Source organism: Microbacterium galbum (genome assembly GCF_032464915.1).
GTDB lineage: Bacteria > Actinomycetota > Actinomycetes > Actinomycetales > Microbacteriaceae > Microbacterium > Microbacterium galbum.
Window position 1 is genome coordinate 1858373 of record NZ_JAWDIS010000001.1, and the last position, 14058, is coordinate 1872430.

10 protein-coding genes are annotated in these 14058 nt (G+C 70.3%); 3 read left to right on the forward strand and 7 right to left on the reverse strand.

Translation table 11 applies throughout. The features are described from left to right. Window positions 1–59 precede the first annotated feature (59 nt). Window positions 60–1076 carry a LacI family DNA-binding transcriptional regulator gene (locus tag RWH45_RS08695; protein WP_315994477.1) on the forward strand — a complete coding sequence of 339 codons (1017 nt, stop codon included), beginning with the start codon at window positions 60–62 and terminating at the stop codon, window positions 1074–1076. A gap of 10 nt (window positions 1077–1086) precedes the next feature. Here RWH45_RS08695 and RWH45_RS08700 read toward each other — a convergent pair whose 3' ends face one another. From RWH45_RS08700 to RWH45_RS08730, 7 genes are all read right to left on the reverse strand, one after another. Next, on the reverse strand, window positions 1087–1527 hold the full coding sequence (locus RWH45_RS08700; RefSeq protein ID WP_315994478.1) for a cupin domain-containing protein: 441 nt from the start codon (window positions 1525–1527) through the stop codon (window positions 1087–1089). Then, window positions 1524–2093, reverse strand: a complete 570-nt coding sequence (locus tag RWH45_RS08705) for a pyridoxamine 5'-phosphate oxidase family protein (protein ID WP_315994479.1) — start codon at window positions 2091–2093, stop codon at window positions 1524–1526. Before RWH45_RS08705 ends, RWH45_RS08700 begins: the two co-directional genes overlap by 4 nt. Before the next feature lie 133 nt (window positions 2094–2226). After that, window positions 2227–3948, reverse strand: coding sequence for a glycoside hydrolase family 35 protein (locus RWH45_RS08710; protein WP_315994480.1), 1722 nt, complete (start codon window positions 3946–3948; stop codon window positions 2227–2229). 13 nt (window positions 3949–3961) lie between these two features. Beyond that, window positions 3962–5482 carry an alpha-N-arabinofuranosidase gene (locus RWH45_RS08715; protein ID WP_315994481.1) on the reverse strand — a complete coding sequence of 507 codons (1521 nt, stop codon included), beginning with the start codon at window positions 5480–5482 and terminating at the stop codon, window positions 3962–3964. Between the two features lie 71 nt (window positions 5483–5553). Then, window positions 5554–6912, reverse strand: coding sequence for an ABC transporter substrate-binding protein (locus RWH45_RS08720; RefSeq protein WP_315994482.1), 1359 nt, complete (start codon window positions 6910–6912; stop codon window positions 5554–5556). Between the two features lie 90 nt (window positions 6913–7002). After that, window positions 7003–7812 carry a carbohydrate ABC transporter permease gene (locus RWH45_RS08725; protein WP_315994608.1) on the reverse strand — a complete coding sequence of 270 codons (810 nt, stop codon included), beginning with the start codon at window positions 7810–7812 and terminating at the stop codon, window positions 7003–7005. Window positions 7813–7937: 125 nt separating this feature from the next. Next, on the reverse strand, window positions 7938–8861 hold the full coding sequence (locus RWH45_RS08730; RefSeq protein WP_315994483.1) for a carbohydrate ABC transporter permease: 924 nt from the start codon (window positions 8859–8861) through the stop codon (window positions 7938–7940). Between the two features lie 110 nt (window positions 8862–8971). Between RWH45_RS08730 and RWH45_RS08735 the strand changes: the two genes are divergently transcribed. Continuing rightward, entirely contained in the window at window positions 8972–10018 is a 1047-nt protein-coding gene (locus RWH45_RS08735) for a LacI family DNA-binding transcriptional regulator (protein ID WP_315994484.1), read from the forward strand. 146 nt (window positions 10019–10164) lie between these two features. Beyond that, a complete protein-coding gene (locus RWH45_RS08740) occupies window positions 10165–14007 on the forward strand; it encodes an RICIN domain-containing protein (protein ID WP_315994485.1) in 3843 nt (1280 codons plus the stop codon). Window positions 14008–14058: the final 51 nt, after the last annotated feature.

Genomic DNA, 14058 nt, shown 5'->3' on the forward strand with positions numbered 1-14058 from the left:
CACATACTGGCACGCCGTACCGCCGTCGTCAACTCCCGCGTCCCGATAGGCTGACCCTCATGACGCCTCCTCCGCCCGGGCGCCGGCGCAGCACGGTGCATGACGTGGCGAAGGCCGCGGGGGTGTCGCGGGGCACGGTGAGCCGTGTCCTCAACGGCGGATACGTCTCCGATCAAGCGCGCGAGGCGATCCAGACCGCGATCCGCGAGGTCGGGTACGTCCCCAACACAGCGGCCCGCAACCTCGTCCGCCAGCGCACGCAGGCGGTCGGCTTCATCGTGCACGAGCCGCACTCGCTGTTCCTGGAAGACCCGAACATCGGCGGCATCATGCTCGGTGCCAACACGGCGCTGTCGAAGGCCGACTACCAGATGGTGTGCGTGGTCGTCGACACCGAGCGCGACACCGACCGCGTCGCGCGCTACCTCAGCGGAGGCTTCGTCGACGGCGCGGTGATCGTCTCGGCCCGGCATCACGACCCCATCACCGACGTCGTGGAGCGCCTGGGGCTGCCCGTCGCCTATGTCGGCCACCCCCCGGGCATCTCCCGCCCGTGGGTGGGCATCGACAATCTCGGAGCGGCGCGCGCGATCACCGAGAAGCTGCGCGCGACCGGTCGTCGACGCATCGGCATGATCGCCGCGGCTCTCGACCGCGACTCCGGCAGCGACCGCCTGGCGGGCTTCCGCGAGGCCTTGGGCGCCGACTTCGACGAGGATCTCGTCGAACCCGTCCCGCTGTACGCCTTCGCCGACGGCGAGGCGGGCATGCGGCGTCTGATCGAGCGCGCGCCCGACCTCGACGCCGTCTTCGGAGCGTCGGATGCCGTGGCGGCCGGCGCCGTGCAGGCTCTGCGCGCGGCGGGGCGACGCGTGCCCGACGACGTGGGCGTCGTGGGCTTCGACGACAGCGCCTGGGCGCTGCGCACCGACCCCCCGCTCAGCACGGTCGATCAGCCCGCGGAAGGGTTGGGGGCGGCGGCCGCCGAGGCGGTGCTGCTGCAGCTCTCGGGCGGAGTGGCGGATGCCGACGGCATCCTGCTCGACGCTCCGGTCGTCTGGCGCGGATCGGCCTAGCGCGGAGGGGTCAGCCGGCGGCGGCCCACGGCATCGGGCGATCGGCGTCGCGCGAACTGTCGTCCGGGATGTGGGGCAGGGCCTCCCCGCCCGCGCGGATGCACAGCCAGCGCAGCTCGCCCGGGCTGTCGGGGAGAGCGCGCCAGACGCGCCACACGCCCTGACCGACACGGACGACGCTCCCCGCGCCGACGTCGACGACGTCGTCTCCCAAGCCCATCTGTCCGCGCCCCTCGAGGAAGACGTAGAGCTCCTCGACCCGGCTGTGCGTGTGCCAGTACCCCGCGTCCTCGCCGGGGAGGAGGGCGTTCGCCGTCATCCCGATGAACTGCATGGTCAGCTCGTGGTCGACGACGCGTCGACCGTCGCGCGAGCGCTCCGGCACGAACCCGCCGAAGTGCTCGCGCCACGCGGCCATCGCGCCGATGTCGGTGATCTCGTAGCCGCTCACCGTCGCTCGCTCTCCGCCTCGGGGGCGGATATCCGCCAGCCGTCGCCGACGCGACGGTAGATCGTGCGCCGGTGACGGCGATCGGGGGAGCCCTGCCAGAACTCGACGTGGTCGGGAACGAGCCGCCACAGCACCCACCCACCCGGCGCGATCCCGTCGCGGGCGGCGGCGGATCGCGCAGCGAGATCGGCCGCGGACTCCTCCGCCGATGCCTCGACCACCCGGCCGCGCGCGCGGACGGACCGCACGACGGACGGCCACCAGAAGGTCAGGGCTGCGACGGGCTGCGCGGCCAGCTGCTCCGCCTTCGCCGAGTCGCGTGGGCCCGCGAAGGCCCAGCCTCCCGGACCGAGGTCCTTGAGGATCAGCACGCGGGCGTCCGGGATGCCGCGGGCATCCACCGTCGAGAGGGTGGCACCGTGCGCTTCGGCGACACCCGCCTCCACCGCCCCGCGGATCCATCGCTCGAACAGCGGCTCCGGCGTATCGGGCAGGGGCGCGGCATCCGGCTCGGGGGCCACCCCGGTGAGCGAGGGGAGCGAGCGGAGCCAGGCGGCCATCGTCATGACCCCATCCTGCTCCTCCCGCGCGCGACGCGCGTCTGCGCACACGCGGAAACAGGCGATCCGCCGAACAGGACCGCCCTCCCGCGGGTGGTCCGGCACGCGACGGATCGCCTGTTCCGGAGGGACGGCCGGCCTACTCCTCGAGCTGCCCCAGCGACGGCTCCGCGACGAAGCGCGCGACCGGATCCACCGCGTGCTCGAGCTCGAGCACGACGATCTCGTTCGCGCCGGCGCGGGTCGCCGGTCCCGGCACGTAGAGCGTGTTCTGCGGCGCGTTGTTCCAGTACCGACCGAGGAAGAAGCCGTTGACGAAGGCGAAGCCCTTGCCCCACGAGCCGGTGTCGAGGAACAGGTCGACGGGCGCGTCGAGCTCGAACGTCCCGCGCAGGAACGCCCGACCCGCCGAGCCCGAGCCCGAGCCCTCGACGGTGTCGAGGTCGATCGGCGTCGCGGTCCAGCCGGTGAGCGGGGCGCCGTCCAGCGTCACCGCGCCGAGGAGCCCCTTCGGCTCGCCGAGACGATCGGCGTAGTTCACGCGTCCCTGGTCCTCGACGAGCACCGTCAGTCGCGCGCCCGCGGGGATCATCAGCGCGCGCTCGCGCAGCGACCGCGACAGCCGTCCCACCGCGATCCCGTCCACGTGCACCCAGGCGAGGTCGCGCACCTCGTCCAACACGAGCGCCGCGCGACCGGTGAACGACGGCAGCTCGACGTCGTACCGCACGAGAGGACCGAGGTGCCCGAGCTGCTCGAAGGTGGCGGGGGAGTCGATCGGGGCCGTATCGGCGGCTGCCGGCATCCACTCGCCTTCGCCCGACAGCGTCACCTCGAACGACGGGGCCGTGGGCCGCGGCGCGGGAACCTCCGCCGACACGGGCGCGTACTTCGCGATGACCTCGCGAAACGCGTGGAACTTCGCCGTCGGATGGCCCGACTCGTCGATGGGTGCGTCGTAGTCGTACGAGGTCACGATGGGGTCGAACCGGCCCTTGTCGTTGGCGCCGTTCGTGGTGCCGAAGTTGGTGCCGCCGTGCACCATGTAGATGTTCACCGAGGCCCCGGCCGCGAGCAGCACGTCGAGGTCGTGGGCGGATGCCGCGGGGTCGGTCGTGTGGTGGATGCTGCCCCACCAGTCGAACCACCCGTCCCAGAACTCGCTGCACATCAGCGGTCCCGTGGGCTGGTGCTCGCGGAGGGTCGCGAGGCGCTCCTCCGAGCGCGAACCGAACGAACCCGTGAGGTGCAGTTCGGGCAGGCTCCCCGCCTCGAGCATCCACGGCATGGGCTGGTCGACGGTGGTCAGCGGCACGGTGATGCCGGCGTCCTTCGTCACGCGCACGAGCTCGTGCAGGTACTCCTTGTCGGAGCCGTACGCGCCGTACTCGTTCTCGATCTGCACGAGAACGACGTTGCCGCCGCGATCGATCTGGCGCGGGGCGAGGATCTCGTACACCCGACGCAGGTACTCGGTCACGGCCTCCACGAACTGCGGTTCGGAGCGCCGGATGCCGATCCCCGGCGTCGAGGTCAGCCACACCGGCAGCCCCCCGTTGTGCCACTCGGCGCAGATGTACGGTCCCGGACGCACGATCGCGTGCAGCCCCTCGGCGGCGATGAGGTCGAGGAAGCGGCCCAGGTCGTTCCAGCCGGTGGCATCCCATTCGCCCTTCACGGGCTCGTGCGCGTTCCACGCGACGTATGTCTCGATGGTGTTGAGCCCCATCGCCTTGGCTGTGCGGATGCGGTCGGCCCAGTGCTCGGGGTGGATGCGGAAGTAGTGCAGCGTGCCCGAGATGACCTGGTGCGGTCGCCCGTCGAGCAGGAAGTCGGTCTCGCCGATGGTGAAGGTCGTCACGGTGTCTTTCGGGTCAGTCGGTGAGGCGCGCCGTCAGGCGCACCCAGGCGAGGGCGGGGAGGGTGAAGCGCAGGATGCCGTCGGCCCCCACGTCGACGGACAGGGGCTGCGGGGCGACGGGCTCGCCGGCGGCGGAGTTGGTGGTGTGGCGATCGCCGCCCTCGGGGACCGTGATCACGACCGCGTCGACCTCGGCCACCGCCCCCAGGTCGAGCTCGACCGGGGTGGGGGCGTCGAGGTCGCGGTGGGCGAGGAAGACCGAGACGGCATCGCCGTCGACGGTGGCGACGGCATCGACCGCGTCGACGGACCCGTGCCGCGCGGTGTCGATCGTGGCGCCCTCGACGACGGGGTGCACGACGCGACCGGAGGCCGCCCGCGCGGTCAGCGCGAACGGGTGGAACGTGCTCTGGCGCCAGGCCGCGCCCCCGCCGGGCTCGGTGCGGATCGGGGCGATGACGTTCACCAACTGCGCGAGGTTGGCCATCGAGACCCGGTCGGAGCGGCGGATGAGCGTGATGAGCAGGGAGCCGACGACGACGGCGTCGGTGACGGTGTAGTCGTCTTCGATCAGGCGCGGGGCGACGGGCCAGTCACCGGTGAAGACGCGGGGCTTGTCGACCTCGTTCCAACGGGTCTGGTTCCACACGTTCCACTCGTCGACGCTGATGCCGATCGTCCCGCCGTCGGGGGTGGTGGCGCCGACCTCGTCGATGATGTCGACGACGTCGGAGATGTAGCGGTCGAGGGCGGCGCCGCTCGCGAGGAAGCTCGCCGGGTCGACCGGGTCTTCTTCGTAGTACGCGTGCACCGAGATGTGATCGACGAGGCCGGCGGTGTGACGGAGCACCGTGCGCTCCCACTCCCCGAACGTGGGCATCTCGTGGTTCGAGCTGCCGGCGGCGACGAGCTCGACGGTCGGATCGATGAAGCGCATCATGCGCGCGGTCTCGGCGGCGAGGCGGCCGTATTCGTCGGCGGTCTTGTGACCGATCTGCCAGGGCCCGTCCATCTCGTTGCCGAGGCACCACAGGCGGATGCCGAACGGCTCCTCGCGTCCGTTCGTGCGGCGCTTGTCGCTGAGCGCCGTGCCGGAGGGATGGTTCGTGTATTCGAGCAGGTCGGCGGCTTCGGCGACACCGCGCGTGCCGAGGTTGACCGCCTCCATGACCTCGAGGCCCGCGGCACCCGCCCACTCGGCGAACTCGTGGAGCCCCACCTGATTGGTCTCGGTGCTGTGCCACGCGGCATCCAGGCGCACGGGGCGCTCGTCGCGCGGGCCCACCCCGTCTTCCCAGCGGTAGCCCGAGACGAAGTTGCCGCCGGGGTAGCGCACGACCGTGGCACCGAGCTCACGGACGAGCTCGAGCACGTCCGCACGGAAGCCTGCGGCGTCCGCGGTGTCGTGGCCGGGGGAGTGGATGCCGTCGTACACGCAGCGGCCCATGTGCTCGACGAACGAGCCGAACAGGCGGCGGGGGACCTCGGAGCCGACTGCGGCGCGGTCGACACGGATGCGGGTGGGGGTGCTCATGGCTCTCCTCGGGAGGGAAAGGGAGGGGGCGGGCCGCATGCCTTCGCTGCGGCCCGCCCCGGAGTTGCTTCTTACTTGTTGACCGAGAAGCCCTGGTCGTTGCCGTACTGGACGAGCTGGTCCTGCCACGTCGTGAGGCCGGCGTTCAGATCGCTCTTGTTGGCGTACGCCTGGCCGACGGTGTCGCTGTAGATGCTGTTGGCGTAGACCTGGAAGGGCAGGTAGCTGAAGCCCTTGACCACGTCGCTCGACGCCTGCGTCAGCACCTGGTTGATCTGCTGGCCACCGAAGTAGTCCGACTTCTGGTCGACGAACGACGAGTCGCTCAGCTGCGCGGTGGTGGAGGGGAAGCCGCCCGACTCCGCGAAGATCTTCAGGCTCTCCTCGTCGTTGTTCAGCCACTTCAGGAAGCCGGCCGCCAGGGCGGGGTTCTTGCTCTGCTTGGTCACGGCCTGGCCGCCGCCACCGTTCTCCGCCGTCGCAGGCTTGCCGTCGTAAGTCGGGATCGGGGCGACGGCCCACTTGCCGGCGCCGTCCTTCACCGAAGACTCCAGGACGCCGGGCATCCAGGCTCCGATGACGAGCGAGGCGATCGAGCCGTCTCCGAGGCCCTTGAACCACTCGTCGCTCCAGCTGGGCGTGCTCGAGAGCAGGTCGCCCTCGATCAGGCGGTTCCAGTTCTGAGCGAACTTCTTCGAGCCCGCGTCCTGCAGGTCGATGGTGACGTCGGTGCCCGCGTCGCCGGTGGTCGTGAAGGGGGTGCCGCCGGCCTGCCAGATCATGCTGGTGGTGAAGCCGGAGTCACCGGTGTCGGCGGTGATGTACTTGGTGGGGTCGGCCGCGTGCAGCTTCTGGGCTGCGGCGTAGTACTCGTCCCACGTGGTGGGCACGGCGATGCCGTACTGGTCGAAGACGCTCTTGTTGTAGAACAGGGCCATGGGGCCCGAGTCCTGCGGGAGGCCGTAGATCTTGCCGTCGAAGTCGACCGAGCCCCAGGGGCCCGTGGCGTAGTCGCCCTCGAGGTCGGCGAAGCCGTACGACGACAGGTCCAGCAGCGAGTCCGAGAGCGCGAACTGCGGGAAGGCGTAGTACTCGATCTGCACGACGTCGGGGGCGCCCGAGCCGGCCTTGATCGCATTCTGGAGCTTGGTGTACTCCTCGGTGTTGGTGCCCGCGTTGACGTAGTTCACCTTGACGTTGGGGTACTTCTTCTCGAAGGCGGCGACCTGCGCCTCGGCCGACGGGGTCCACGACCAGTACGTGAGCTCGCCACCGGCCTCGAGGGCCTTCTCGATGTCGTCGGCCGAACCGGCGGCTGCGCCGCCGGCGTTGCCGCCCGAGCACGCGGTGAGCGCGCCGACCGACAGGGCGGTGGCGGCGACGGCGAAGACGGTCCGCCGCATGGCGGAGCCCTTGCGCATGAATGTCATCGGTTTCCTCTACTTCGTTGTTGTGGATGGTGTTGCGGATGCAGGTGCGACGTCCCGCGGAGGGGCGATGCGCGGTGGGGGGTCAGCGGATCACTGCTTGACGCTGCCCGCGCTCAGGCCCGACTGCCAGAAACGCTGCAGCACGAGGAACGCGGCGACGATCGGGAGGATCGACAGCAGTGCCCCGGTGATCACGAGGTTGTAGATGGGCTGGGCGCCCACGCCGATGGCCTGCGCATTCCACTGGTTGAGCCCGACGGTGAGCGGGTACCAGGTGGGGTCGCTGAGCATGATCAACGGCAGGAAGTAGTTGTTCCAGGTCGCCACGACCGCGAACAGCAGCACGGTCACGATGCCCGGTGTGAGCAGGCGGATCGAGATGGTGAAGAACGTGCGGAACTCGCCCGCGCCGTCCATGCGCGCGGCCTCGAGCAGCTCGGTGGGGATGGCGTCGGTGGCGTACACCCAGATGAGGTACAGACCGAAGGGGCTGATGAGCGAGGGGATGATGATCGCCCACGGGGTGTTGGTGATCCCGAGCTGGCTGAACAGCAGGAACGTCGGCACGGCGAGGGCGGTTCCCGGCACCGCGATCGCGCCGAGGACGACGGCGAAGACCGCCTTGCGGCCACGGAAGTTGTACTTCGCCAGACCGTAACCGGCGAGAGTGGCGAGCAGCGTCGCGCCGCCCGCACCGACCACGACGTAGAGCAGGGTGTTGCCGAGCCAGCGGACGAAGATGCCGTCGCGATAGGTCAGTGTCTGCGCGATGTTGTCGAACAGCGCGAAGGTGTTGCCGGGCCCGAGTCCGAAGGTCGTGAACAGGTCGGGCTGCGTCTTGGTGGCGTTGATGACGAGCCAGAACAGCGGGACCAGCGTGTACAGCAGGTACAGGCCCATGACGATGCTCAGCACGATCGACTTCTTGCCGTGCGTGGGAGAGGTGCGCGCGAAGCGCGTGCCGGCCCGGCCGCTGCGGGGCGTGGTCACGGCGACGGTGTCGGTGCGGGGTGCGGTCGCGGTGGTCATCGCGTCTCCTGACGTGAGCCGCGCAGCTGCACGACGTAGGCGATCACCGCGGTGATGACGCCCATGATGATGGCGATCGTGGCGGCGTAGTTGTACTGCTGGCCGGCGAACGAGAGGTTGTAGGCGTACATGTTCGGCGTGAAGAACGTCGAGATCGTGTTCGGCGCCAGAGGCTTGAGGATGTTGGGCTCGTTGAACAGCTGGAAGCTGCCGATGATCGAGAAGATCGTGGCGATGACGATGGCGCCGCGCACCGCGGGGATCTTGATGGAGAAGATCGTGCGCCACGCGCCGGCGCCGTCGATGGACGCCGCTTCGTAGAGCTCGCTGGGGATGGTCTTCAGCGAGGAATAGAAGATGAGCATGTTGTAGCCCACGAACTGCCAGGTGACGATGTTGCCGATCGACAGCAGCATCCACTCGGGGAGGAAGGGCTGGACGACCTGTCCGCCCAACAGGTCGTTGAGGTTGCGGGTCAGGCCGAACTGGTCGCCGTAGATGTAGCCCCACATGAGCACGGCGACGACCGCGGGCACGGCGTAGGGCAGGAAGATGACGATGCGGTAGAAGCCCGCCGCGTGCAGTCGGGCGCTGTCGATCGCGAGCGCGGCGGCCAGAGCCAGCAGCAGCATGACCGGCACCTGCACGACGAGGAACACCGCCACCCGCCCGAAGCCGTCCCAGAATTTGGGGTCGCCGAAGGCGGTGATGTAGTTCTCGAAGCCGACGAATGCGTTGCCGCCGATCAGCTGGTCGCGGAACAGGCTGAGGTAGACGCTGTAGGCCAGGGGCGCCAGGAAGACGAGCGCGAAGACGAGAGCGAAGGGGGCGACGAACAGCCAGCCTCGATCGTCGATTCGGGTGCGTCGCTTGCGCCGCGGGGAACGCAGGGCGGGCGGGGGTGCCGCAGTGGTCGTCATCGTCCGGTGCCTCTTCGTTGGTGCGCATCCCGGCCGGGTCGTCGAGATGTTGACGTAAACATAACCCCCGCGCGCTAGGGTGTCAACGTCAACATCCCGAGGGGGCAGGCATGAGCGAAACGACGACGACGTCGACCGCGATCCCGACGCGCGAGCGTCGGAGAGAGGTGTCGATGGCCGACGTTGCCGCGGCGGCGGGGGTGTCGGGCCAGACGGTCTCGCGCGTGGCGAACGAGCGTGCGAACGTCGATCCCGAGACGCGTCAGCGCGTGCTCGACGCGATGTCGGCCCTGGGGTACCGCCCCAACAGCGCGGCGCGCGCCCTGCGCTCCGGGCGGTTCCGCAGCATCGGCGTGATCATGTTCTCGCTGAGCTCCTACGGCAACACCCGCACCCTCGACGCCCTCGCCTCGATGGCGGCGGCATCCGGGTACTCCATCACCCTCATCACCGTGCAGTCGGCGTCGCAGTCCGACGTGTCGGGCGCCTTCCTCCGTCTGCGTGAGCACGCCGTCGACGGCATCGTCATCCTGATCGAGACGCACCGCCTGGGCGAGAACGAGCTGTCGATTCCGTCGGGGCTGCCCGTCGTGGTCGTCGACTCCAGCGCCGACTACCCGTACGCGGTCGTCGACAACGATCAGGCGCAGGGGGCGAAGCTCGCGACCGAGCACCTGCTCGACCTCGGCCACGAGACGGTGTGGCACGTGTCGGGGCCGCCGGAGTCCTTCGCGGCCGAGCGCCGGCGCGACGCCTGGCGCGAGGCCCTCGAGCAGCGCGGATGCCGCGTGCCCGACGTGCAGATCGGCGACTGGACGGCCGAGTCGGGGCACCGCATCGGCCTCGCGCTGGCCACGATGCCCGAGGTGACGGCCGTGTTCGCGGCGAACGACCAGATGGCGCTCGGCGTCATCCGCGCTCTCCACGAGACCGGGCGCGCCGTGCCCGGCGACGTCAGCGTCGTCGGCTTCGACGACATGCCCGAATCGGCGAACTTCTGGCCTCCGCTCACCACCGTCCGCCAGCGCTTCGAGCGCGTGGGGGAGGAGGCGATGACGGCGCTCATCGCCGACATTGAGGGCACCGGCGGCGAGCACGCGCGCACGCTCGTGCCGACGTCGTTGGTGCGGCGCGCCTCGTCCGGCCCCGCTCGCTGAGCGCACGCCGGAGGCGTTGTGCCACTCCGGGTCGTCGGCTAGGTTAGATGTTGACGTCAACATGTTGACGTCAACATCACCACCTGCGAGGCCGCACTGTGGCGGCCGGATCGGAAATGACGATGAAGTCAGCTCGACTGTTGTCGATGACCTGCGCTGTCGCCCTGGCTGCCGGCGGGATCGCGGCCACCACCGCGGCCCCCGCCGCCTCGGCCGCTGCCGCGCCCCCCTCCGCCGTGCGGATCACGCCCAACCCCGCGTCCGCGGCGGAGCCGTTCGAGGGCTGGGGCACGAGCCTGGTGTGGTTCGCGAACGCCACCGGCAACTACCCGGCCGATGTGCGCCAGAAGCTCTTCGACGCGGTGTTCGGCGAGGACGGCCTGAACCTCAACATCGCCCGGTACAACATCGGGGGCGGCAACGCCTCCGACGTGCCCGCGTACCTGCGCCCCGGAGGCGCCGTGCCCGGGTTCTGGAACCCCGACCTGACGGCGAGCGACGCCCAGGGGGCCATCACCTCCGACTACGCCGACCGCGCGCGGTACAAGGCCGCGTGGAACCCCGACGACCCGAACGCCTACGACTTCGACGCGGACTCCGCGCAGCGCTGGTGGCTCGACGCGCTCAAGGACAAGGTCACCCACTGGGAGGCCTTCAGCAACTCTCCGCCGTACTTCCTCACGCAGAGCGGCTACGTCTCCGGCGGCATCAACGACGCCACCAGCGAGCAGCTCGCTCCGGCCGACATGGACAAGTTCGCCGGCTATCTCGTCAACGTCGTCGACGAGCTCGAGAAGACCCACGGCATCCACTTCGACACGATCGACCCGTTCAACGAGCCCAACACGAACTACTGGCAGACCCAGATCCCGAACGGGGCGAAATGGCCCACCGGTGGTCGCCAGGAGGGCGCGCACATCGGCCCCCAGGCGCAGGACGCCATGGTGAAGGCGCTCTCCGCGCGGCTCGCTCAGCCGAGCACGACGACGGATGCCGTCATCTCGGCGATGGACGAGACCAACCCCGGGATCTTCGCGTCGAACTGGAACGCCTGGTCGGCGCAGTCGAAGAGCCTCGTCGACCAGCTCAACGTGCACACCTACGGCACGAGCGGGCGCCAGGTGGTGCGTGACATCGCCAAGGCCGCGGACAAGCCCCTGTGGATGAGCGAGGTCGAGGGCAACTGGACCGCCGGGGGATTCACGACCAACGACATCACCAACGGCATCGGCATGGCCGAGCACATCGTCGGCGACCTCCGCGAGCTCGAGCCGAGCGCGTGGGTGTTCTGGCAGCCGGTCGAAGACCTCTACAACATGCAGAAGGTCGAGAACCTCAACTGGGGGAGCGTCTACATCGACTTCGACTGCAACGCCGAGGGCAAGTCGCTCCGCCGCATCGCCGACGGCGAGGCGGACCCGTCGTGCAAGGTCCTGACCAACGAGAAGTACAACACCGTCCGCAACTTCACCCACTACATCCACCCGGGCGATCGCCTGATGTCGACCGACAACGCGCAGTCCACCGCGGCGATCGACGCCGACGGGCAGGGGGCGACGATCGTGCACGTCAACTCCGACGCATCGGAGAAGACCGTGCAGATCGACCTGAGCGACTTCGCGACGATCGCTCCCGGCGCCACGGTCACCCCCGTCGTGACGACGCAGTCGACGGCGGCGCAGCCCACCGTCAACGCGCTGAAGGAGGGCGCGAAGGTGGCCGTCGACCCGACCACGCGCACGGCGACCGTCACGGTGCCGGCGAAGTCGGTCACGACCTTCGTCATCGACGGCGTCTCCGGCGTCTCCGCCGATGCGGCGGCGTTCCGCGACGGCCAGACGGTGCAGCTCACGGGCCTGCAGAGCGGCCTCGCCCTGGACGCGTCCTCGGGTCTCGCGATCCGCGCCACCGCGACCACGGCCGAAGCGGCGCGGGCGCAGTCCTGGACCGTGCGCACCATCGACGGCGAGGGCGCGAACCGCCACCGCTTCACCCTCCAGAACGGAACCGGGAAGTTCCTCGCCTCCCGCACCGGCGGCACCGCCCTCGTCGACTCCGACCCGGCCGCAGCCGCGGGCGATCCTTCGACGCAGTGGATGGCCTCGACCACCGACGGCCAGTACTACTCGCTGCTGAACGTCGCGAGCGAACGCGTGCTCGACGTCAACCAGGCCAGCACCACCCCCGGGGCGACCGTGGGTCTGTGGACGAGCAACGGCGGCGGCAATCAGCAGTGGAAGATCGCCGGTACCACCGTCGTCGGCACCGACCCGGTGTCGGCGGCCACGGCGGTGGGCGTGACCCCGACGCTTCCCGCGACCGTGACGGTCCGATACGCCGGCGGCATCCAGCGCACCGCCGCGGTCACCTGGCAGCTCGACGACGTCGACGTGTCGAAGCCCGGAACCGTGACGGTCCGGGGAACCGGCATCGACCTGTTCGGCGGCGCGTTCGAGGCGACGGCCACCGTCGAGGTCGGTCCCTACACGGCCACTCGTCCGGCATCGGTCACCGTGGCGGCGGGCAGCGCGGTCTCGGCGGTGCGGAGCCTGGCCGACACCACGGTCGAGGCGGAACTGCATCCCTCGGGCTCCGGCTTCGCACTCCCTGTCGAGTGGGACTGGGACGGCGTGACCGATTCCGCGCTCGCGCAGCCGGGCACCGTCACGGTGCCGGGTGTGGCGACCGGCCCGGCGGGCGAGCGTCTGGAGGCGACGCTGACGGTGATCGTCACCGCCGCGTCGGAGCGCAACGTCGCCCCGCAGAGCGCGCCCTCGGCGACGTACACCGAGTCGGGCTACCCCGTCGCCAACACCATCAACGGCATCACGACCGACAAGGGCTGGTCGAACTGGCGCGGCGGTTCGAAGAACACGCAGGACACCCTGAGCTACGTCCTCGCCCAGCGCGAGACCCTCAGCCGGGTGTCGGTGCAGTTCTTCAAGGACGGCACGACCCTCAGCTGGCCCACGACCCTGCGCGTCGACCACCGCGTGAGCGGAGGCGAGTGGGTGCAGGGTGACGAGGTCGCCGTTCCGAGCCCGTCCACTGGCGCCCCGAAGGTCGACGTTCCCGTCACGGGTGCGGCCGACGAGGTACGCGTCATCCTGAACGCGCGCCCGCAGACGCACATGATCGTCTCGGAGGTCGAGATCAACGCCGTCTCGGCGTCGCCCGCCGGTGTCGCCGATCTCGCACGCCTCACCGTCGGTGACGCTCCGGTGGAGGGCTTCGCGCCCGGCACCCTCGCCTACACCGTTTCGTCCACCGGAGCGGCGTGGCCGACCCTGCACGCCCTGGCCGTCGACCAGGATGCATCGGTCGAGATCACCCCGCCCGGTGACGCCGATGGCGTGGGCACCGTTCGGGTGACCGCACCCGACGGGACCACGCGCTCGTACACGGTGACCGTGAATCGCGCCGTCGGCATCGGCACCCCCGTCGTGACCGGGGAGGCGCGCGTCGGCTCGACCGTCCGGGCCACGGCCGCGACCGATCCGGCGGATGCAGTGTTCTCGTTCGCCTGGCTGCGCGACGGTGCGGTGATCGACGGGGCCACGGCCGACGCGTACGTACTGACCGCCGCCGACGAGGGCCGCGAAATCTCCGTGGAGGTCACGGCCTCCGCGCAGGGCTTCACCGCCGCGTCCGCGCGCTCGGCGTCGATCGTGCCGGAGGCGGCACCGGTCGACCCGGGCACGGGTACCGACCCGGGCGCGGGGACCGGCCCGGGTGCCGGTACCGATCCCGGAACGGGTGCCGGTGGCGGTTCCGGAACGGGTGCCGGTGGCGGTTCCGGTTCGCCCGCCGGCTCCGGCTCGTCGTCGGGTTCCGGCTCGACGGCGGGTGGCTCCTCGAGCGGGCTCGCGAACACGGGCATGCACGCCGAGGGCGTCGCCGTCACGGGTGCGGGTGCGGTGCTGCTGCTCCTGCTCGGCGGGGTGCTGCTGTGGCGCCGCCGTCGCGGAGCCGGCTTCACCGAGAGCTGACCCCGAGAACACGCGGCCGCGTCGTTCGCCCTCGAGCGAGCGGCGCGGCCG

Excerpts from the sequence above, each read along its gene's own strand:
- RWH45_RS08695 (WP_315994477.1), top strand. The coding sequence starts at position 60 with ATGACGCCTCCTCCGCCCGGGCGCCGGCGCAGCACGGTGCATGACGTG.
- RWH45_RS08705 (WP_315994479.1), bottom strand. The coding sequence starts at position 2,093 with ATGACGATGGCCGCCTGGCTCCGCTCGCTCCCCTCGCTCACCGGGGTG.
- RWH45_RS08715 (WP_315994481.1), bottom strand. The coding sequence starts at position 5,482 with ATGAGCACCCCCACCCGCATCCGTGTCGACCGCGCCGCAGTCGGCTCC.
- RWH45_RS08720 (WP_315994482.1), bottom strand. The coding sequence starts at position 6,912 with ATGACATTCATGCGCAAGGGCTCCGCCATGCGGCGGACCGTCTTCGCC.
- RWH45_RS08725 (WP_315994608.1), bottom strand. The coding sequence starts at position 7,812 with ATGGGCCTGTACCTGCTGTACACGCTGGTCCCGCTGTTCTGGCTCGTC.
- RWH45_RS08730 (WP_315994483.1), bottom strand. The coding sequence starts at position 8,861 with ATGACGACCACTGCGGCACCCCCGCCCGCCCTGCGTTCCCCGCGGCGC.
- RWH45_RS08735 (WP_315994484.1), top strand. The coding sequence starts at position 8,972 with ATGAGCGAAACGACGACGACGTCGACCGCGATCCCGACGCGCGAGCGT.
- RWH45_RS08740 (WP_315994485.1), top strand. The coding sequence starts at position 10,165 with ATGACCTGCGCTGTCGCCCTGGCTGCCGGCGGGATCGCGGCCACCACC.